At 57.7% G+C, this 20538-nt stretch carries 16 protein-coding genes and 1 pseudogene; 7 read left to right on the forward strand and 10 right to left on the reverse strand.

The genetic code is table 11. The features are described 5' to 3' along the window. Positions 1-314: 314 nt before the first annotated feature. Together H9I52_RS19100 and H9I52_RS19105 are read right to left on the reverse strand one after the other, a co-directional pair. Positions 315-1964, reverse strand: a complete 1650-nt coding sequence (locus H9I52_RS19100; RefSeq protein WP_187455170.1) for an FAD-dependent oxidoreductase — start codon at positions 1962-1964, stop codon at positions 315-317. A 110-nt stretch (positions 1965-2074) separates the two neighbouring features. Beyond that, positions 2075-3463 carry a sensor histidine kinase gene (locus tag H9I52_RS19105; protein WP_187455171.1) on the reverse strand — a complete coding sequence of 463 codons (1389 nt, stop codon included), beginning with the start codon at positions 3461-3463 and terminating at the stop codon, positions 2075-2077. 175 nt (positions 3464-3638) lie between these two features. On the opposite strand from H9I52_RS19105, the gene radA reads away from it, so the two are divergent. The 5 genes from radA to H9I52_RS19130 all read left to right on the forward strand — a co-directional run bounded on the left by radA (position 3639) and on the right by H9I52_RS19130 (position 10809). After that, the gene (gene radA, locus H9I52_RS19110) at positions 3639-5024 is read left to right on the forward strand and encodes a DNA repair protein RadA (RefSeq protein WP_139515305.1); all 1386 of its coding nucleotides are present in this window, start codon (positions 3639-3641) and stop codon (positions 5022-5024) included. A gap of 221 nt (positions 5025-5245) precedes the next feature. After that, entirely contained in the window at positions 5246-6679 is a 1434-nt protein-coding gene (locus tag H9I52_RS19115) for a TlpA family protein disulfide reductase (protein WP_165699343.1), read from the forward strand. Between the two features lie 160 nt (positions 6680-6839). Next, entirely contained in the window at positions 6840-8339 is a 1500-nt protein-coding gene (locus tag H9I52_RS19120) for an ArnT family glycosyltransferase (RefSeq protein WP_187455172.1), read from the forward strand. Positions 8340-8427: 88 nt separating this feature from the next. After that, complete coding sequence (locus tag H9I52_RS19125; protein WP_187455173.1) at positions 8428-9519, forward strand: MBL fold metallo-hydrolase; 1092 nt, start codon at positions 8428-8430, stop codon at positions 9517-9519. A 270-nt stretch (positions 9520-9789) separates the two neighbouring features. After that, positions 9790-10809, forward strand: a complete 1020-nt coding sequence (locus H9I52_RS19130) for an SPASM domain-containing protein (protein WP_187455174.1) — start codon at positions 9790-9792, stop codon at positions 10807-10809. 369 nt (positions 10810-11178) lie between these two features. Here the strand turns inward: H9I52_RS19130 and H9I52_RS19135 are convergent, their stop codons facing one another. The 8 genes and pseudogenes from H9I52_RS19135 to H9I52_RS19170 all read right to left on the reverse strand — a co-directional run bounded on the left by H9I52_RS19135 (position 11179) and on the right by H9I52_RS19170 (position 19447). Continuing rightward, on the reverse strand, positions 11179-13662 hold the full coding sequence (locus H9I52_RS19135) for a zinc-dependent metalloprotease (protein WP_187455175.1): 2484 nt from the start codon (positions 13660-13662) through the stop codon (positions 11179-11181). 178 nt (positions 13663-13840) lie between these two features. Further along, on the reverse strand, positions 13841-15130 hold the full coding sequence (locus H9I52_RS19140) for an erythromycin esterase family protein (protein WP_187455176.1): 1290 nt from the start codon (positions 15128-15130) through the stop codon (positions 13841-13843). Between the two features lie 85 nt (positions 15131-15215). Further along, on the reverse strand, positions 15216-15560 hold the full coding sequence (locus H9I52_RS19145; protein ID WP_139515312.1) for a hypothetical protein: 345 nt from the start codon (positions 15558-15560) through the stop codon (positions 15216-15218). 124 nt (positions 15561-15684) lie between these two features. Next, positions 15685-15903 (reverse strand): FeoB-associated Cys-rich membrane protein, encoded by a 219-nt coding sequence (locus tag H9I52_RS19150; protein ID WP_139515313.1) that lies wholly within the window; start codon positions 15901-15903, stop codon positions 15685-15687. Between the two features lie 40 nt (positions 15904-15943). Beyond that, positions 15944-16735, reverse strand: coding sequence for an inositol monophosphatase family protein (locus tag H9I52_RS19155; protein ID WP_187455177.1), 792 nt, complete (start codon positions 16733-16735; stop codon positions 15944-15946). Between the two features lie 69 nt (positions 16736-16804). Beyond that, entirely contained in the window at positions 16805-18538 is a 1734-nt protein-coding gene (lnt, locus tag H9I52_RS19160; protein ID WP_262386131.1) for an apolipoprotein N-acyltransferase, read from the reverse strand. Next, entirely contained in the window at positions 18477-19160 is a 684-nt protein-coding gene (rsmI, locus tag H9I52_RS19165; protein ID WP_139515315.1) for a 16S rRNA (cytidine(1402)-2'-O)-methyltransferase, read from the reverse strand. The genes lnt and rsmI overlap by 62 nt, the downstream gene beginning before the upstream one ends. Positions 19161-19198: 38 nt before the next feature. Further along, positions 19199-19447: pseudogene (locus H9I52_RS19170) on the reverse strand (4a-hydroxytetrahydrobiopterin dehydratase). 178 nt (positions 19448-19625) lie between these two features. Here H9I52_RS19170 and H9I52_RS19175 point away from each other — a divergent pair. After that, positions 19626-20129 (forward strand): hypothetical protein, encoded by a 504-nt coding sequence (locus H9I52_RS19175; RefSeq protein ID WP_187455178.1) that lies wholly within the window; start codon positions 19626-19628, stop codon positions 20127-20129. A gap of 46 nt (positions 20130-20175) precedes the next feature. Continuing rightward, the gene (locus H9I52_RS19180; protein ID WP_139515318.1) at positions 20176-20391 is read left to right on the forward strand and encodes a hypothetical protein; all 216 of its coding nucleotides are present in this window, start codon (positions 20176-20178) and stop codon (positions 20389-20391) included. The last annotated feature ends 147 nt before the right edge of the window (positions 20392-20538 follow it).

A 20538-nucleotide genomic window follows, 5' to 3' on the forward strand; every position in this document is an offset into this window, starting at 1 on the left:
GCAGCCAGCAAGGCTCCGCTTACCAGTTTGCGGCCTATGCCACTTGAATTTCTAGTGGCGCTATCTACGCTGCCAGAGGCAACGTTGCCAGCAGACCTACCCCCAAACAGGCCCGAAAGCAGGCCTCCCATTGTACCGCTATGGCGGTCAGAACCAAATATGCTCATGATTGACAAGGGAAATGGTGTGGCTAATCTAACGTATGCAAGGCCTGATTGGTTGACCTAAGCTATCCCCTGAACTGACGCGAGTTTAGCGCGGCGTAACTCGCGCTGGCTAAAGCTTATATATTCAATGCCTTGTTAATTAAGTAGTTACTCATCAAGATATTGGTGCACGAACTTAATGGCCATAGAGCCTTCGCCCACGGCAGAAGCAACGCGCGCCATCGCACCCGCACGGCTATCGCCGGCGGCGAAAATGCCGGGCACGCAGGTTTCGAGTAGGTAGGGCTCACGCTCGCGTTTCCACAGGGTGCCGTAGCGCGAATCGGTGACGAGATCACGGCCGGTGAGCAGAAAGCCTTTGCTGTCGCAAGCTACTGTCTCACAGACCCATTCGGTGCTGGGTTTGGCCCCGATGAACACGAATAACGCTTGGGCGGGCCGCTCTTCCAACTGGCCGTTATTGTTGAGCACGACTTGTTCGAGGTGATCGTCGCCGCGCACTTCCACGACCTGCGCAAAAGGCAAAATCTGAATGTTGGGCGTGCGGCCGATCTGCTCGATCAGGTATGCCGACATGGACGCCGCCAGCGATTCGCCCCGAATTACGATGTGCACTTTGCGGGCGTACGTGGCCAAGTACATGGCCGCTTGCCCCGCCGAGTTGCCGCCGCCTACGATGTACACGTCGCGTTGGTCGCAGGAGCGGGCTTCGGTGCGGGCCGCACCGTAATACACACCGGCGCCGGTAAGTTTGTCAATGCCAGGTACTTCCAGGGTGCGATAGCTGACGCCGGTAGTCAGGACGACGGCCCGCGTACTGATCTCGCTGCCGTCGCTCAGGGTCAAGACTTTGTAGCCATCCTGCACGCATAACCCCGTGACTTCCTGGGCTAGAAACTCGGCTCCTAGCCGTACCGCCTGCGACCATGCCCGGTGCGCCAGCTCGGCGCCGCTCAGGCCGGTCGGGAAGCCCAGGTAATTTTCGATGCGGGAGCTGGTGCCCGCCTGCCCGCCTGGCGACTGGCGCTCCACGATCAGCGTCTTCAAGCCTTCCGATGCCCCGTAAACGGCTGCTGCTAAGCCCGATGGCCCGGCCCCGATCACGACCACATCGTATAGCTGCGACGATGCTTTCAGCGCCAACCCGATTTTGCTGGCAATGGCTGTGCGGTCGGGGCGCGACTCGGCGGTACCGTCTTCGAATACGACGACGGGCAAATCGGCGGCGGTGAGGCCAGTGGTGTCGAGCAGTTCCTTGGCCTCCGGATTGGTTTCAAAATCCAGCCATTGGAAGGCTACCATGTAGCCGGCCAGAAAATCCTTGAGTTCGTGCGAGAGCGGCGACCACTGAAACCCGATCAAGCGAAGTCCCTGAAAACGAGGCTTGTACTTGGCCTGCCACGCCGTAAGCAGATCGTGCAGGGTGGGGTAGAGGAGCTCCTGGGGCGGATTCCAGGGCTTCATCAAATAGTAGTCGAGGTGGGCGTTGTTGATGGCCCGGATGGCGGCTTCCGTGTCGGCGTAGGCCGTGAGCAGCACACGCTTGGCATCGGGAAACAGCACGCGGGTTTTCTCCAGCAATTCCACACCTTCCATCTGGGGCATGCGCTGGTCGGCCAGCACGAGGGCCAGCGGCTCGGCGCGGGCTTTGAGCTCCTGCAACGTAGTGAGGGCCTCCTCGCCGGAGGCAGCGCGCAGAATTCGGTAGTCTTTGCGGAATTCGCTGCGCAAGTCCCGGTCTATGGCATTCAACACCTGCGGATCATCGTCCACGGCCAATACGATCGGTTTTTTCATGACAAGGCGTTGTTTAGTAATATATTGATTGTCAAATATTTACATAAATCCTGTCAGCCTGAGCGCCAGCGAAGGACAAAGAAGTAACGGGCATGTGCCAGCGAAATACCTTACTCCACCGGCAGCCACGCGCAAAACTCAGTGTGGCCGGGCTTTGATTGCACCTCCAGCCGTCCGCCGTGGTTGCGAATGATGCGCTGGGCGATATCAAGGCCCAGGCCTGTGCCCTCGCCCGCCTGTTTGGTGGTGTAAAAGGGCTCGAAGATGTGCGGCAGCACGTCCGGCGCAATACCGGGGCCGTTATCGAGGATGAACACGCGAACGAAGTCGCCGCCAAAGGTGGTGCGCAAGGTGATTTGGCCCCCCGGCGGCAAGGCATCGATTGCGTTGTCGAGCAGGTTGGTCCAGACTTGGTTGAGGCTGCTGACCTGACCGCGCACAGCAGGCAAGCCGTCGGCGTAGTCGCGAATGACGCGGATGTTTTTCTGCCGCAGCGGGTAGCCCAGAATATTTAGGGTGCTTTCGAGGCCGGCCTGCACATCAAGGGGCGCGTAGTCGGCCGAGCGATCCATGTGCGAATACGTTTTCACGTTGTTCACCAAGGTGCTGATGCGCGCGCTGGCCTCCTGCAAGTCCCGGATCAGGCGGAGGGTCGTCAACTGGCCTTCCAGCCACGTAAACGCCGCTGCCCGCGCTGTTTCCGGCAATTTTTCCGAAACCGGAGCCAGCTCCTCTACGCCAATGCCTGCTTCCAACAACCCCGACGCCAGCCGATAGCCATCGGACACGCCTTGCTCTTCCAGCCAGTCGGAGACTTCATCCTCGCGGTCAGCGCATTCGAGAGCCGTGAATTTCGGCGCCTGCGTCACGTCTTTGGTGGCTAGAGCCGTGAGGGCCGCAAGCGCTTCGGGGGTGGGGCAGGAGGCCACCAGCGCCCGCAGTTGAGCGGGTTTGGCCGCCACGAGCTGCGTCAGGGCTTCTGCGGCGCGGGCGATGGCCGCGGCTGGGTTGTTGAGCTCGTGCGCCAGGCCCGCCGATAGTTTGCCTAAGGCCCGCAGCTTCTCGTCGCGCTCTTGTCCGCGCGCTTCTTCGCGGGCGCGGTCGCTCATCAGGGCCACAAGCCGCTGCACCAGCTCCGGGCTGGCTTGCTCCAGCTCCGGAAACTTGTCGCGGTGCAGCGCATAAATGACGGTCGGCCCGACCGCTAGGGCCAAGCCTTTAAAAGTCCGCAGTCGCGAATACGGCAATACCCCGCTTACCTGGCCAGCCTCAATGCGGAAGATTGGCTCCCGGTTGCCGTTGTTGACCGCGAAGAATTGCAGGCCGCCGGAAAGAATCGCGGTCATGAATTCGGCCGCTTCACCGGGCTGTACTATGGTATCGCCGCTGGCGTATTCGCGGCGTTCGCCGTGCTCCACCAGCCACGTAAGCGTTTCGGGTGGTAAGTCGGCGAAGGTCGGCACAACAGTCAACTCAGCCGGAGTCAGGGCAGTAGGCATTGGCGACAAAATTAGGGAGAGTGAATATACCTAATATAAAACCTGCTAGAGTAGGCCCGAGTTTGACCCAGCCCAAAACTCAGCTCTAAGCAGGGCCAAACCAGCCGGAAAAGCCGTTCTTGCCAAACTTTTTCGGGCTGGTAAGCATTATATCTTTTTTCCCTACGACCATCAAATGGCCAAACTTAAGACTCTCTATTTCTGTCAAAACTGCGGGGCACAATCGGCCAAATGGATCGGCCGCTGCCCTTCCTGCGGCGAGTGGAATACCTACGTGGAGGAAGTAGTACAGAAGGAAAATACGCAGGCCACGGGCTCTTGGAAGCCGCCTACCTCTTCGCCCGGCACCAAAACAGTGGCCAAGCCCCGGGCCATCGGCGAAATCCATTTTGAAGAAGAAGCCCGCATCAATACCCAGGATGCCGAGCTCAACCGCGTGTTGGGCGGAGGCTTAGTGCTTGGCTCTCTGGTGCTTATCGGCGGCGAACCCGGCATAGGCAAAAGCACGCTCATGCTCCAGATTGCCATGAACCTGCGCCAACTGAAGGTGCTATATGTATCGGGTGAGGAAAGCGAGCAGCAGATCAAGATGCGCGCCGAACGCCTGGGTCCGCAACACCCTGATTGTTATATACTTACCGAAACCAACACCCAGAACATCTTCAAGCAGATCGATCAGCTTCAGCCCAACGTAGTCGTGATCGACTCGATCCAGACGCTGCATTCGGGGTTGGTAGAGTCGGGGGCGGGCTCGGTGTCGCAAGTGCGCGAATGCACCGCTGAGCTGCTTAAGTATGCCAAGGAAACGGGCGTGCCAGTGCTCATCATCGGCCACATCACGAAGGATGGCTCCATTGCTGGCCCCAAAATCCTGGAGCACATGGTTGATACGGTGTTGCAGTTCGAGGGCGACCGCCACTTGAGTTACCGCATCCTGCGCACCACCAAAAACCGCTTTGGCTCGACCTCCGAGCTGGGCATCTACGAAATGCAAGGCACGGGCCTGCGGCAAGTATCCAACCCATCGGAAATTCTGCTTTCGCAACGCACTGACAATCTGAGTGGTATGGCGATCGGCGCTACGCTCGAAGGCAACCGCCCGCTGCTCGTGGAGGTACAGGCCCTCGTGACGCCTGCCACCTATGGCACGCCCCAGCGCAGCAGCACGGGCTTCGACGCCAAACGTCTGAACATGCTGCTGGCGGTGCTCGAAAAGCGTTCCGGATTACGCTTGGGCCAGCACGACGTGTTCCTGAACATTGCCGGCGGCCTGCGCCTCGACGACCCGGCGCTCGACGTAGCCGTGTGCGCTGCGGTGGTGTCGTCGCTTAATGATATCCCAATTCCGGGCGAAGTCTGTCTGGCTTCGGAAGTGGGGTTGAGCGGAGAAATTCGGGCGGTGAGCCGCCTGGACCAGCGGTTGTCGGAAGCCGAAAAACTGGGGTTTCAAGAGATGTACATTTCCCAGTTCAACGCCAAAGGATTGGACTTGGGCCGGTACGGCATTCGGGTGCACCCAGTGGGCCGATTGGACGAAGTCTTGAGTGGCTTATTTGGCTAAAACCAACAAAACTTTGGCGTTAGGCGAACGTTACGAAAAAAGTAACGTTAGGGATTGGACTTTGTTAATTGTAATGCACTATCTTCGGGTAATAAATTGTCTTTTACCGTGAAAATACTGTTTGTGTAGTTATTCTGAGTGTTATGGACAATAGATATTTTCAAGCTTAGAGACCGAACATTTTTCTGATGGCATTTTCTATCCGACTTTTCGCTGGGCTCTTGTTCGCTTCGCTTTGCACCGCTTCTATTACCTCGGTGCACGCCCAAGGAACGGTGGTCATAACGGGTAAGGTCAATGGTAAAACAGCGGACACGGTAGCCGTATCGGTGCGTGAAAATCCGCTGGATCCGAAAGAGCAGATTACCTACGCTCGCCTCGACGACAAAGGCGAGTTTCGCATGGCGATCAAGATCTCCGGCCCGTCGCGTGCCGATCTGGTATATGCCGACGACGTCACGGACCTCTTTTTAGAGCCAGGCAACGCCCTGGAAGTCCGCTTCAAAGGCAATAGCTTGTCGACATCGGTGCGCTACAAGGGCAAGGGCGCCGAGGCCAATACCTACTTGGCTGAGGTAGACGAGCATTTTGTGGAAAACGATGGCTTTCAGGTACTTCCGGAAAACATCATGCTCTACGAACCGGGCTTTTTGTCGTTTCTGGATTACCGCCGCAAGGAGGAACGCAAGTTTTTCGAAAACTACGCCCAGGACAATCAGCTTTCGCCTGCTTTCAAGCAGTACGCGCAGGCCGAAATCGACTATAGCTACGCCAACGACCGCCTTACGTTCCAGGATTTGCGCGAGCAGGTAGTAGCCACCGAAGGCCGTCTGAAGATGACGCCCACGTACTACGACTTCCTCAACGACAAGAGCCTGTTCAGCAACGCCACGGCCGTGCAGAGCGAGATGTACCAAGAGTTCCTGCTCAACTACATCCACTACCTCGCCACCAACGACAAGCACCTGCGCTCCGACCCCGATTTTTACCAGGTGTGCTACGAGCTGGCCAAGAGCCAATTGTCGGGCGACGTGCGGCCCATCATCATGGGGCGGGTGTTGCAGGAGTCGTTTCGGTTTGGCCACGTAAAGCAATCGGAAACGATGCTCGCCGATTTCCGGAGCTCCGACCCCAAGAACATGTATTACCCGCTGTTGCAGAGCGACTTCGAAACGCACAAAGCGTTTGCTATTGGCTCGCCGGCCCCTAATTTCCGGTTGATTTCGGTGAAGGGCGACACGGTATCGCTGAGCAGCTTTGCCGGCAAGGTAGTATACCTCAACTTTTGGCGCACGACCAGCGGCCTGGCGCTGCGCGATTTGCCTTACGCACAGGACTTAGCGCGCAAGTTTGAAGGCAAAAACATCGTGTTCGTCAACATTGCCCTCGATGAAAACGAGCCGGCCTGGAAACAGCTGGTAACCAGCAAGAAGCTTCCGGGCGTACAGCTCCGTGCTGCGGGCGGCATGCGTTCGGGAGTGGCCCGCGCCTATGCGTTGCAAGACGTGCCCGCTTACTTCCTGCTGGCCGAAGACGGTACCTTTCTCAATACCAAGCCCAAGCGCCTGAGTAGCCGCGCCGCCGTCGACGAGATCAAGGAAGCATTTGGTAAAGCCTCAACCTATACCAGTGCCTTGCCTATTACTCCTAAGTAACTGATTGCACATCAATTGGTTGTGTAAAAGGCCGTCTGTGAGTAACAGGCGGCCTTTTGTTTTTGAGTTCGGCAAGCACCATTTGCGCGGGGAGCTTTAACTTGGCGGCGAAAACAATCTTTGTGCGCCCGGTGGGCAATCTATCGTTGGCCCGTTTCTAATGCTATCCTCCTCCGCAGCCCTTCCGCGCTGGCTCCACCGGGCTGGGTTACTCTTGTTGCTGGCTGCGATCCTCTTTCCCCTGGTGTTCGACGTCTTCCGGGCCCCCATTCAGACGTGGGACGAGTCGCGGCTGGCCGCGAACGCCATCGAGATGTATTGGTCGCACAACTGGCTGGTAACCACTTATCAGCACCAGCCCGATCTGTGGAATACCAAGCCGCCGCTCTTGATTTGGCTACAGGTACTCCTGTTGGATTTGGGGTTGCGCGGGGAGGTTGCCATGCGGCTGCCTACGGTGCTGGCCTGCGTAGCGACGGTGCTGGCGCTCTACCGCTTTGCGTCTCGCACACTACGCAACACGGGTGCAGGCCTGTTGGCGGGTTTCATCCTGGTAACGAGCCCTGGCTACGTGCGCGAGCACGTCAGCCGGACCGGCGACTACGATGCGCTGCTCATCCTGTGGATTACGCTGGAGTTACTGGCCTTTTACCTCTATCTCGAAACCAACCGCCGTCGGTATCTGGTGCTTTGGGCTATCGCCTTGAGTGCGAGCATACTAACGAAAGGCGTGGCGGGACTGTTGGGCAGCCCGGCATTGGTTCTGTACGCCCTGAACCAGCGTAAACTTCTGCCTTTGTTACGTCAGCCGGCTGTATGGCTGGCACTGATTAGCGCCTTTGCCGTGCCGGCGCTGTATTATCTGGCACGCGAACGGGCGCTGCCAGGCTATTGGCACGCGGTGCAACTCAATGAGCTGGGCGGCCGCTTCCAAAATGCACTCGAAAGCCACGATGGGCCCTGGTATTACTACTTTCGCAACGCGGCAACGCGCTTTTTCGTGAGCTGGCTGCCGCTACTGCCCCCGTCGCTGCTGATTCTGGCCTTCGAGCGCGACGCGGCTACGCGCCGCCTGATTTGGCTGCTGGCCTTGTTTGTTGGCTGTTGGCTGCTGGTCATCAGCACTGCCGCCACCAAGCTGGAGTGGTACGAAGCGCCGCTCTACCCAATCCTGGCCCTGCTGATCGCTTTGGCCCTGACAACGCTATTTCAGCGGTGGCAGCAAAGCTCGGCAATGAGCCCACGTTGGCAAGTGATAACGGGCACGCTCGCGTTGCTGGCGCTGGTGTGGCTGCCCTACAAACAGATTATTGATCTGATTATCACCAATCGCCAAAACGACATAACCTGGGGCCCGGAAGTGCGCTACGGCTATTATCTGGGCCGCTATGTGCGCCAACATCCGGAAGATAAGACCATTGACGTATACCATCCCGGCACGCTTTACGGAAGCAGCTTCTGGTTTTACCGGCAGGCCTTGGCCCGCGAAAGTGTAAAAGTGCAGCCTCATTCGAGTCGGGAACAGCTGAACTTGGTAACGGGCGCGCATGTAATCGTCTGTACGCCTGAGGAGCAGCAAGTCCTCGCCGATCGCTACCAAGTGACCAAGCTTGAGGAGGAAGGGCCTTGTGCCACTTTTGAAGTGTGGGCTAAGAAATGATATAACACATTGATTAGTAAATATTTATCATTTGTTGAGATAAGTTGTTTGTTATCGGAAAGTTGAATCACCTTTTCCAGTGCTTTGTATGTTTTGGCTTCTTGTTGTACTGATCCTTTTAGTAGGCAGCGTGCTTTTCTTTCTGCGGCAGCCGCCTTTCGGGGCAGCTCCGAGCGGCGCACGGCTGGCGCGCATTGCCCAGTCGCCCAACTACCGAAATGGTAAGTTTCAGAATCTCTCCCCCACTCCCGACCTAGCCGAAGGGGTGAGTTACGCGAGGGTGATGCGGCAGTTTTTCTTCGAAAAAAGCGCTCGCAGCGCCCCCGCCGCCTTGTTGCCTTCGCGCAAAACCGATTTGCGTCAGCTTTCCTCCGCGGAAAACGTGATTGTGTGGCTGGGGCATTCTTCCTATTTCCTACAGCTCGACGGCAAGCGCATCCTGGTCGATCCGGTGCTGAGCGGCAGTGCTTCCCCGCTGCCCTTTGGCACCCGCAGCTTCGCGGGCAGCGATGTGTACACCGTCGCCGACCTGCCCCCAATCGACTACCTCTTTATCTCCCACGACCATTGGGATCACCTGGATTACACGACCGGCAAGCAGTTGCAACCGTCTGTCGAACATGTGGTTACGGGTCTAGGCACGGGCGCGCACCTAGAGCGCTGGGGCTACAATCCGAAGCAGGTAGTGGAGTTGGACTGGTACGAAACCCATGTGCTCACCGCCGGCTTTGTGGTGCGCGCCACCCCGGCCCGCCACTTTTCCGGCCGTAGCCTGAGTCGCAACCGGGCGCTCTGGATTTCTTTTGTGCTGCAAACCCCAAGCCAGCGAATCTACTTGGGTGGCGACTCTGGCTATGATACTCATTTTAAGGCTATTGGCGACGCATACGGCCCGTTCGATCTGGCCATTCTGGAGTGCGGGCAATACAACCAGAGTTGGAAATACATCCATATGATGCCCGAAGAAGTGGTGCAGGCCGCCTTCGACCTCCGGGCGCGCGTCCTGCTGCCGGTGCACTGGGCCAAGTTTACGCTCGCCCTACACGCCTGGGACGAGCCTATCCAGCGCGTGACCGCCGAAGCCACCCGCCTCCACCTCCCCGTGCTGCACCCGCTGATTGGCGAAGCAGTAAAGCTGCAAGAAGCAGCACCACCCATCGCGTGGTGGAATGGGCTGTAAATGCTTGTATATTAAGAAATTATAGGGGCGTTGCTAGAGCTAAAAACTAGCTCCCCTCCTTTTTTAAGGAGGGGTTGGGGTGGTAAACCACGTTTAATAACAACTAGCTCTAATTTCTAACTCTAGCTGAACCACCCCCAGCCCCTCCTTAAAAAAAGGAGGGGAGCTAGCTGTTTAGCTCTAAGTTCTCGCCTTGATTTTTTCAAAACTTCTCGGGGCTGGTTGGTTTGTAGGTGCGCTTCAACGCGTATTCCCGACCTTTACCCTTACATGGCATCACTTCTCACCGACGGCTTAAACTTCATTTCCAAGCTCACGCCGCGCCGGGCGCTGAATGCGGCGCAGGTAGTCGGGAGCTACGCCCTGAGCAAAGCCACCGGCAAAGCGCGGCATTGGGGCTTGCCGCTGGCCTTGTCGTTTGAGCCGACTACGAGCTGCAATCTGCGGTGCCCAGAGTGCCCCAGCGGCCTGCGCTCCTTCACGCGCCCGACGGGAATGCTGCCCGATGATCTGTTCAAAAAGACCATCGACGAAGTGCATAAACGGCTGTGGTACTTGATCTTCTACTTCCAGGGGGAGCCTTACCTGCACCCCAATTTTCTGGACTTGGTGAAGTATGCCGCCGACAAAGGCATTTATACCGCCACCAGCACCAACGCCCATTACCTCAACGACAAAAACGCCCGGCGGACCGTCGAATCCGGCCTCGATCGGCTTATCATTTCCCTCGACGGCACTACGCAGGAGGTGTATCAGCAGTACCGTGTGGGTGGCAAGCTCGACAAGGTGCTGGAAGGCACGCGCAACGTCATTCGGTGGCGTAAAGAATTGAAATCCAGCACGCCGCGGGTGGTGTTTCAGTTTTTGGTGGTGCGGCCCAACGAGCACCAGATCGAAGACGCCAAGCGTATGGCCAAGGAAATGGGCGTGGACGATGTGTGGTTCAAAACCGCCCAGATCTACGATTACCAGCACGGCTCACCCCTCATCCCGACCATCGACTATTACTCGCGCTACGAGAACAACAACGGCACGTGGAGCATCAAAAACCGATTGCTCAACCACTGTTGGAAGATGTGGCACTCTTGCGTCATCACCTGGGACGGCCTCGTGGTGCCCTGCTGTTTCGACAAAGACGCCGAATATCGCCTCGGCGACTTGCAGCAACAGAGCTTTCGTGCGTTGTGGCAAGGGGTTAAATACCAGAAGTTTAGAGAATCCTTGTTGAAAGGTCGCGACCAGATCGAAATGTGTCGCAACTGCACCGAAGGCACCAAAGTCTGGGGGTAAGCAAAGCCGCTATTTCCCCGGCTAGCTGCTGGCGCAGTAAGAACGACCAACTCCCCTCCTCAGCTGAGAAGGGGACGCGGCAGCGAAGCTGCCGCTGGGGTGGTTGGCTCGTTGCTGATGTTGTTTGGTTGTTGAGTAAGCCGTGATGTTAAGTAGGGCGTCATCCCGGTGCAGGAAGGATCTCGCGGGCTTCGGTAATCAAAAGAAGTTACTGGAGCACACGAGATGCTTCGCTGCGCTAAGTATGACCGCCTTTTAAGGTGGTTCTGGGCTAACAATTAAACAACGAGTCAACCACCCCCGTTGCGCCGCAGGCGCAACATCCCCTCCTCGGCTGAGGAGGGGAGTTGGGGCAATAGCTCCCGTTCCTTAAAACTCTTCGCTGCCGATGGGTGGGCCGGCGGGCATGGGCAGGGCCGGCGCGGGCTGAAACTTGTCGGGGTTGGCCTCGAACTGCTTGATCGTGTTTAGGCCAGCCAGCAAGGTGCCTTTCTGCTCGTCGCGCTTGGCCGATTTTGCCTGTTTGCTCATCCAGTCTTTCAGTTCCTCGATCTTCAGGGTAGCAAGGGCTTTCACGTTGGCCGGAGATTGCGAAGAGGCAGCTAAGCCAAGCAAGCTATTCAGGGTCAAGGTCTTGACCCGATTCTGGATTTCGCCGCGGTAGCCATCTTCTGGCTTGCTTTTCCAGGTTTGATCGAGCAGCTTATCGACTATTTGCCCCAAGCCGGGCTGTTGGTTGTCGCGGGCATGGTACTCAACCAAGCGGGCGGCCCGCTGCGGATTGAGCAGAAAATCGAGGGTGGTAGCCGCCGCCGATTCGGCCGCGCCGGTAGGGTCGAAGGTAAGGCCGGTGCGCGAGGTAAACGTTTCGCGGCTAGACGGATAGCCGACCGGGCGCGGCGGAATTTTCTGCAACAACTGCTCCGATAACGCCAGCTCGGCGGGCGAAATGGTGCGAATCAACGCCGCAAAGGCCTTCCATTGGTCTTCGGGGGCCACAAATTTCGTGGTGGTCTGGCCGTCGCCTTTTACGGCGTACGTGTAGTACAGCCCGCCAATGGCCTTAGAAGCCGCCTCTACCTGGTAGCGCTGCAACAGATAAATCGGGACCAAGGCTTCTTCTATCGTGGCCATGGGCCGTCCGTCGGCAATGGCTTTTTCCGAAAAATTGGCCAAGATTTTCTGCCGGACGTCCATGAGGCGGTTGAGCTCATCGGCGGCGTTTTGGCCGTCGTCCCAGAGATGCGCATAAGGGTGCGCGCTGCCGACTGGCCGCGAGTCTTCATCGGCTATGAAAACGTACCCATCTTTAAGGGTCTGATTGATAATACTTTGTAGCTCTTGTTCTTCCTGTTTGCCTTTCGGAAAATCTTGGTAGCCATATAGAATAGCCCGCTTGTCCCAGCCGCCAATGCCGACGGCGTAGGCTTGGCTAAGGTCGACGGTGCCATCGGGGCGGAGCAGAATGCGCGGCATCGGGTAGTCCATCACCGAGGAGCGGTCGAGGGTGCTAGCCGCGTAGTTGTGGTACAGCCCCAGGGTGTGCCCCACTTCGTGTGCGGCCAACTGTCGGAGCCGCGACACGGCCATTTTCATCATTTCCGGGTTGGTCGGTTTACCGGTTTCATGCGGCTGCAACAAGCCCTCCGCAATCAAATAGTCTTGGCGCACGCGCAACGAACCCAGCGACACCTGCCCTTTGATGATCTCGCCGGTGCGCGGATCGGTGATGGAAGCACCGTAGGACCAACCGCGCGTAGAACGGTGTATCCACTGAATGAGGTTGTAGCGAACGTCCATGGGGTCAGCCCCTTCCGGCAGCAACTGCACCTGAAAAGCGTTCTTGTAACCCGCTGCCTCAAACGCCTGGTTCCACCACGAAGCGCCCTCGAGCAAGGCCGAGCGAACCGGTTCGGGCGCCCCGCGATCGAGATAATACACGATGGGCTCAACGGCCTCGCTCACTGCCGCCGTAGGGTCTTTCTTTTGCAGCCGGTGCCGATTGATCAGGCGCTTGACAATCGGCTGATCGATGGGCGTGGCGTAATCCATGTAATCGGTGCCGAAGAAACCCGCCCGCGGATCGAACCGACGGGGCTGGTAATTGGCATCGGGCAGCTCGATGAACGAGTGGTGCATGTGCACCGTCAGCGCGTCCGGGTCGGGCGTTACCGATCTGATTTCCTGGCCTTTGGCATCGCCGGTGAGCGTAATGATGGCCTCAAACTCCGAGTTCTTAGGAAAATTGCGCGTGTTAGGCAGAAACATCGCCGAGCGGCTTTCGTCGGCCTTGTACGCGCCTTGGTTCATGGCCGCCAGCCGCTTGGCCAGCTGGTGGCTATCGCGCAGCAGAAAAGGCGTGAGGTCGAGCAGCACGCGGCTACCTTCTTGGGCTTCTACCTTGAAGCCCCAGATCACGGACTGCGCAAACGCCTGCTCCACCGACTTGCGTTCGTCGGCGTTGTCGCTGACGGCGCGGAAGTCGTAGTTGGGCTGGAGCAACAGCACTTTCGGGCCGCTCCGGATAAATTTTACAATGCGGGTTTGCCCAATCTGGCCGCGGTCGAAGCCCAGGTCGTTGGAGCCCACGCCGTTTGGCAACGAGCTGACATACAGCACTTCCTGATCGAGCCTCGAAACCTCCAGCAAGACGGTGCCGGTTTTTTCGTCCCAATAAAACGGAAAGAACCCATCAAATTTTTGATAGCCTTTAGTGCGGGCCGCGATGGTTTTGGCGCTCTCCGTGGCAGGTGCTGGCTTGCTGGTTTTGGCGGTCGCAGGGGCCTGCGCATGGGCCGCGAACTGACCCGACAACACGAAGCCAAGCGCAAAGTAGAGGTAAGGGTTTCTCATGCAGGAAAGGGTTTGCTGGGCATAATGTACGCCCGCATTCCGTTTCGGCCCGATATTGCCCAGTAATAATTTGGGCTTTCTCTTTCGCTATCTCAGCTTGTGCACATCTGCTTTTCTGCTAGTGCTCCTAATAGTGTTTTAGGTAAATAATTGATAATTAATTAGTTATACCAAAAAGCTATTCCGTCCATGGGTACAAGTCCGGGGGCATGTGTTCGTCGGCGTGAGTAGGCAAGGGATGAAGCGCGCGAGTTTTGTCGATGAACATAAACGCATCGTAACGCTCGGGCATGACAGACGGCACGTAATTGCCAAAGCGCTCAAATTCAGGCCGATATACTACCCCAATGGCCCGATGACCTACTGGTTGCTGCAAATCGGGGTGTTGGCGCAACTCGTTGGAAAACAGCAGACCATTTTCGCCCTGAAGCTGGCTATGCAGCATCTCTTCCCAAGTGCCGCGCGGTGCCTGCGGCACGGGCATTACCTCGTAAGGAGCGCCCCATTTCTTTCCGGCAATCACGGAGCCCTCGTACGAGCCAAAGCCGACGGCGAACACGTTGTCGGGGCCATACGCCTCGCGGGCCAGCTGCCCGACATTTATCATGCCTTCGCGGGCCATATCGGTGTAGCGCGCGTCGCCGATGTGGGTGTTGTGCTCCCACACAAGGGCCTTACTATCAGGGCCGTGCAAATCAAGAAGGCGCGTGAGGGTTTCCATCATGTGGCGGTCGCGCACGTTCCAGGAGGCCGAGCCACCCCGGATCATGGCGCGGTAATAGCGCTCGGCGTTCACGGCTACCAAGGCGTTTTGCTCCGCCGCGAACTCGGCTTCGCGGCTCAGCAGGCCGTCGGCGTGGCTGCTTGCTACTTGTTGCCGTAAGGCGCGCAGCATATCGGTTACTTCGTCCTCGCAATCCTTTGATACAAAGGCTACTGCTTCGGCGTATTCCTGCGGGTCGTTGCTGTACGGCTCGAAACAGCGAAAGGCACGGTGCGCGGCCTTCACGGCGCCATCGCCCTGCTTTTCTACATAGTGCAAGATCTCTTGCAACGACTCCCAGAGGCTGTACACGTCCAGCCCGTAAAAGCCAGCGCGGTGCTCGGGCGCCTGCTGGCGGTTGTGCAGATGCAGCCATTCTATTAGGGCCGCAATTTCCCAGTTGCCCCACATCCAGGTGGGCCAGCGGTTGAACGTCTGGAGCAGACGCGAAGGGGAGTCGTAGTTTTTGTGGTCCTGCTTGATGGCGGCATTTACCTCAAAGCAATCGGGCCAGTCTCCTTCCACAGCGATAAACTGGAAGCCCTTTTCCTGAATCAAGCGCCGGGACAAGGCCGTGCGCCAAGTGTAGTACTCGGAAGTGCCGTGCGAAGCCTCGCCCAGCAGCACCACCCGGGCGTCGCCGATGGCAGCCAGTACCGGATCGAGGTCGGCGGCCGTGCGCAGCGGATGGGTAGGAAGCAGCATGGTCACGGTTGAGTTAGGGTGGTGCCCAAACAGAGAAGTGCGTTGCAACTAGGTCGCAACGCACTTCTAATCAAGGTGGTAAAGCCTATTTGTGGCCTTTTACCAGATTTTTGCCGAGGTCTTCTACTTTCTTCAGAAACTCGTCGGTTTCTGTATCAGCATATACGCCGTAAGCGGTTGATATAGTGCCTTTTACGCCGTCCGATGCTTCAATGGCGTACAGAATAGACATGTCATCGGGATCGCTTTCGCCTTCGAAGCGGTAAAAATCGACAATGGTCACGTCTTCGGGGCCGTAGGTTGTGGTGTTGGCGTCGTCGCCAATGGTGTGCAAACGACCGTCTACGACGTTGAAATCTGCGGTAAAGCCGTCTTTCGTGAGCTTATTTTCGACGTTCACGAGGGAGCGTTCTTCTTCTTTGTCTTGCATCGTAGTAGGGTTTTGTCGGTTGGTGAGAAGGGGCGGAAGGGCGCAAAAAAACAAGCCCCCGCCCAGCTATACGCAGCCGGGACGGGGGTAGGTTGTCTGAATTCAAAAGCCGCGACGCGGCCGGTTATTTTGCGTTGGCCTGAACAGCCGCCTTTTCAATGGTGCGTTGCAGCCGATCGACGTCGATGGCCCCGCAGGCGCCGCCACAGCCTTTTGGACAGGCGCCCTCGCTCTTGCCAAAAAACGACCGCCAGAAGATGCGACCGACGTAAAACGCCGCGGCCGTAAATAGCACAGCGATAATGAAATACTGAATTTCGGCGGAGGTGAGGGTCAGTAGCATAACAAGAGCAAAACTACGGCGAGCCGGGAAAAGTTTAAGCCTACCAGTACTTCCGAATCGTGTCCTGCAACTGGTTGTGTAGCAGGGTGTTACTAGCCACTACTTCGCGGCCGAAAATCGGGTCGCCGTCCTCGGTAAACTGCGTAACGCGGCCCCCGGCTTCCAGCACCAGCAGCACGCCGGCGGCTACGTCATAGGAGTTGATGTTGAACTCGAAATAGGCGTCGAAGCGGCCCGCAGCCACATAGGCCAGGTCGAGCGCGGCCGAACCCACCCGGCGAATGCCTTGCGTGTTCTGCATGAAAGAACTCAGAATCTGTAGGTAGCCGTCGAGCTTATCGAATTTGTAGTACGGGAAACCCGTGGCAATCAGCGAGTCATGCAAATCGTCGGTGGCCGAAACCCGGATGGGCTTCTCGTTGCAGAACGCACCCGCGCCGCGTGCCGCCCGGAAGCATTCGTCTTGGTTGATTTCGTACACCACCCCGATCACCAGCGCCTGCTGCTGCATCAGCGCCACGCTCACGCAGTACGCCGGCTGGCCGTGGATGAAATTGGTGGTGCCGTCGAGCGGGTCGATGATCCAGTTGAGGTCTTCGGCGCGCACGGCGCCTTCGGTGCCTTCTTCGGTGATGAAGCCTGCTTCGGGCAGCAACTGCCGCAGCGCATCAACCAGCATTTTCTCGCTTTGCTTGTCGACGTACGAAACCATGTCGTGCAAGCCTTTCGACTGCACGCGGCTGAGGTCAAAATTGGCCGCCTCCTGGCGAATAAACTGACCCGCCTGGCGGGCGATATCGGCTACCTGAAAACTGAGTTGGTTGAAATCCATGAAGTTATGTTAGAGTGCGCGTCCTTCGGCTGCGCTTAGCAGCACAGGCTTGAATTAAGTTTGTGTGTTTTAGGCAACCTTAACAAACCGGCGCACGAGCGTAAACGCCAGCAGCAACACGGCCAGCACTTGCATTGCGGGGCCGATCAGCTCGCCGTGGCGGGCGTAAAAGGTGAGTTCGGTGTTGAGGTGTACCGGGTAGCGGCGGGCCGTCTGAATCCACCAGCCGGTCTGGGTGATGATGTGGCCGGTTTGATCGATGAAGCCCGAAATGCCGGTGTTGGCCGAGCGGGCAATGTCGCGGCGGGTTTCGATGGCGCGCAAGGTGGCGTATTGCAAGTGCTGCAAATGCCCCGGCGAATCGCTCCACCAGCCGTCGTTGGTGATGATGCCGATAAGCGTGGCACCGTTGCGCACGTATTCGGCCACAAAATCAGAATACACTGACTCGTAGCAGATTACGGGAGCCACGCGCAAGTCCGGAGTCTTGGTATTGAACACCGTACGCTCCGCCTGGCTGCCATAGCTGCCAACTGTGCCGCCCAAGTCGATGTTGGCAATGAGCTTGGTCAGGGCGACGGGTACCTTTTCGACGCCCGGCACCAGCCGCGATTTGTGGTAGAAAACCGGCGGTCCTACCGGGCCCGGCAGGAAGGCCGCCGTATTGAACACGTCATAATATCCCAAGTCGTCGCGGAAGCGAGCCGTGGGCGACGCGGTTTCTTTGCTAGGATAGCTTTGCAAACTCGTAACCCCAGTAATAAGCTCTAAGCCAGCGTGTTGCTGCAAGAAATTGCGAACGCGCTGCACCTTGGAGTTGCTGTCGAAGATGTTCTCCCAATAAGGTTCGTCGAGAGCCGTTTCGGGCCACATGACGAGCTTGGTCTGGGGCGTGAGGTTTTTCTCAGTGATCTGAATCAGACGCGAAAGCTGCTCGTCGTAGGGAATGAAGTTGGCTTTGCCCTCAAACTTCTCTTGGTACGGGTCAATATTCGGCTGAATGACAAGCACTTCAGCCGTTTTACCCTTCTCCTGATAGTTTGCCCCGATGCTTTTGGAAAGCATAACCGGCAACAGAATCGCTAAGAAGGGCAGCCACCTCAGGCGCATTATCTGCACCCGGCTTAGCTCTGGCGCGGAAGGCTGCTTGGCGGCCAGGTATTTTGTCAAAGAATTGAAAACCAGCAAATTAACTATCCAGATCCAGAGCGAGCCGCCCAGAAAGCCGGTGTATTCGTACCACTGCACCCATTGGTTGGCTTGGGCAAAACCGTTGCCGAGCGTGAGCCAGGGCCAGGTAAGGTCCCAGTGCAGGTGAAGCTGCTCAAATGCGATCCAGTACACCGGCAACGACAGGTAGCCGATCGTGGGCCCGGCCAAGCGTTTGGTGTGGTAGAAGGCCATTGTGGGCAGGCACATCAGCAGGGCGTTGAGCACCACGGCGGCGATGCCGCCGCCTACCGTGCTGTAGCTTACCCACCACGTCGTGAAGGCATTCCAGAGCACGAGCATGAGGTAGGTGTAGCGAAACACCTTCCAGCCACTAGCGCCGCGACTGACAAGTAGCTGTTCCATACGCAGATACGGTACGAAAGCAACCAGCAGGAGTAAGGCAAATAAGGCCGGGTGTACGGGCCAGCCCAGCCAGAGCAACCCCGCGCTCAGGAGCGCGAGCAGGCTGGGCGTCCAGTAGGCGAGGCGGGAAGCGGGGGCGATGGGGGGCGCGTCGACAACGACGGCGCTACTCCTGGTTTCCTTGAACGACGACAACGATTTCTCCTTTAATAGACGTACGGGCCGCAAACTGCGCCGCCAACTCGGCCAGCGTGCCGTTCACGGTTTCTTCGAATAATTTAGTTAGCTCCCGGCTCACCGATGCCAACCGGTCGGGGCCCAGGGCCTCGGCCAACTGCTCCAGCGTCTTGACGATGCGGTGCGGGGATTCGTAAAAGATTAACGTGCGGGTTTCGGTTGCAAGTTCGCGCAAGCGGGTTTGGCGGCCTTTTTTTACGGGCAGAAAACCCTCAAACACAAACCGTTCGGCCCCGAACCCCGACTTCAGCAAGGCCGGCACAAAAGCCGTCGCGCCCGGCAGACATTCTACGCCCAAGCCGCGGCCGAGGCATTCGCGCACCAGCAAAAAGCCCGGATCGGAAATGCCCGGCGTGCCCGCATCCGATACCAGCGCCATGCGTTCGCCTTTTTCGAGGCGGTCGAGGACGCGGGCTACGGTTTGGTGCTCATTGTGAAGGTGATAGCTCAGCATCGGCTTCTTGAGGCCGAGGTGTTGCATCAGCCGGCCGCTGGTGCGGGTGTCCTCGGCCAGCACCGTATCGACCTCGCCCAGAATGCGAATGGCCCGTAAGGTGATATCCTCCAGGTTGCCGATGGGCGTAGGCACGAGGTACAGTACAGTATCAGGCATAGAGCAAAGGTAGCGGGCGCCGCCCGGACTTACAGCCGCTATCCAGCGTGGTGTAGGGCCGCTACGCGGTCGATGGCTTCGGCGAGGCGATGATCGCGCTTGGTTACGGTATTGCCGGCATCATGGGTGCGCAGGCGGAACTCGACAAAGCCGTATTCGTTGGCCCACTACGGATGATGATCGAGGCGCTCGGCCTCTGCGGCCACGTCGGTCATGAAGGCAAAAGCCGTTTTGAAATCCGGAAAGCGGAAGCTGCGGGTGAGCGCATTGTCTTGTTCGGTCCACATGGGAGATTGAGCATCAAATTGTTATGAAAGTTAGAATAAAATGCAGACGTTGAGATCGCCTCGCGGCGCTCTTAGTGAGGAGTCTAGGGCGAGGTTGCTGCGGTAGAACAACCCAAATCCCCAAACCACAGTACACTTCTATACGACCCACCTAACTCCTTCTAAACGAGTCTTTCTAATGGCTATCGATCCTAATAACCGCCCTGTTCGCGTCATCAACGACGATACGACGAGCGAAGAATTTCAAGCCGGGCACATCATTCCCGGCGCTAGTCCGCCCACTAACGAAGACGCCCGCGGTGGCTTCGGCAACCGCGACGGCAAGCAAGGCTACGGCACCGACAGCAGCGACGGCATCTCGGCCGTATCGGTGAACGAAGACGCCGACAAATCCGAACACCCGGCCGACAACATGCGCACCGCCGACGAAGGCGCCGACCAGCGCCCCAATCAGGACTTGCCCGCCGACGATGACATCGACGCCCGCCGCGTCGCGCCTATTATCGACGAACTGGAAGCCGATGACTTGCGGCCAACCGACGAAATGTCGGACCCCGATTCGCGGGTAGGCATGGGGCAGATGGAACAGCCGCAGCCCAATGCGACCGACGTGGGTGCCACCCCCGAAACCAACGCCGACCTGCTGGACCGCAACGCGCAGGAATCCGGTATTGAGCTGTAAACGATTGATTGTCAATTATTTGTATTTAACTTTAATTGCCACAGCCATGCCCTACAAGAGCAATAACACCAACCAGCAATCAAAGGAAAATCACGGCAGCCCCTCGCAGTCGGAGCAACCGAAAGGCGCCGGCAACCTGCCCGTCAACGATTTGGACGAACAAACCGAAGACCGGCTCGAACAGGAAGCCGCCGACGCACCGCAGCGGCACCCCAATCGCAACCTCGACAAGCCCGATATCGACAAGCCTACCTACTCGTGAGTAGCTGGCGCTGATCGTCAAAAAGCACCTGCCTTCAAATGCAGGTGCTTTTTGGTTTATAACGATTTTGCTTGCTGCCTGCTTTTTCGCTCCGCCCTGAATTTGGGTACTGCACGACGCAGTACGCTGCCCGCCCGCCGCTTCTCC

It is taken from the genome of Hymenobacter sp. BT491 (assembly GCF_014349165.1).
Lineage (GTDB): Bacteria > Bacteroidota > Bacteroidia > Cytophagales > Hymenobacteraceae > Hymenobacter > Hymenobacter jejuensis.

Excerpts from the sequence above, each read along its gene's own strand:
- H9I52_RS19100 (WP_187455170.1), bottom strand. The coding sequence starts at position 1,964 with ATGAAAAAACCGATCGTATTGGCCGTGGACGATGATCCGCAGGTGTTG.
- H9I52_RS19105 (WP_187455171.1), bottom strand. The coding sequence starts at position 3,463 with ATGCCTACTGCCCTGACTCCGGCTGAGTTGACTGTTGTGCCGACCTTC.
- radA (WP_139515305.1), top strand. The coding sequence starts at position 3,639 with ATGGCCAAACTTAAGACTCTCTATTTCTGTCAAAACTGCGGGGCACAA.
- H9I52_RS19120 (WP_187455172.1), top strand. The coding sequence starts at position 6,840 with ATGCTATCCTCCTCCGCAGCCCTTCCGCGCTGGCTCCACCGGGCTGGG.
- H9I52_RS19125 (WP_187455173.1), top strand. The coding sequence starts at position 8,428 with ATGTTTTGGCTTCTTGTTGTACTGATCCTTTTAGTAGGCAGCGTGCTT.
- H9I52_RS19130 (WP_187455174.1), top strand. The coding sequence starts at position 9,790 with ATGGCATCACTTCTCACCGACGGCTTAAACTTCATTTCCAAGCTCACG.
- H9I52_RS19135 (WP_187455175.1), bottom strand. The coding sequence starts at position 13,662 with ATGAGAAACCCTTACCTCTACTTTGCGCTTGGCTTCGTGTTGTCGGGT.
- H9I52_RS19140 (WP_187455176.1), bottom strand. The coding sequence starts at position 15,130 with ATGCTGCTTCCTACCCATCCGCTGCGCACGGCCGCCGACCTCGATCCG.
- H9I52_RS19145 (WP_139515312.1), bottom strand. The coding sequence starts at position 15,560 with ATGCAAGACAAAGAAGAAGAACGCTCCCTCGTGAACGTCGAAAATAAG.
- H9I52_RS19150 (WP_139515313.1), bottom strand. The coding sequence starts at position 15,903 with ATGCTACTGACCCTCACCTCCGCCGAAATTCAGTATTTCATTATCGCT.
- H9I52_RS19155 (WP_187455177.1), bottom strand. The coding sequence starts at position 16,735 with ATGGATTTCAACCAACTCAGTTTTCAGGTAGCCGATATCGCCCGCCAG.
- rsmI (WP_139515315.1), bottom strand. The coding sequence starts at position 19,160 with ATGCCTGATACTGTACTGTACCTCGTGCCTACGCCCATCGGCAACCTG.
- H9I52_RS19175 (WP_187455178.1), top strand. The coding sequence starts at position 19,626 with ATGGCTATCGATCCTAATAACCGCCCTGTTCGCGTCATCAACGACGAT.
- H9I52_RS19180 (WP_139515318.1), top strand. The coding sequence starts at position 20,176 with ATGCCCTACAAGAGCAATAACACCAACCAGCAATCAAAGGAAAATCAC.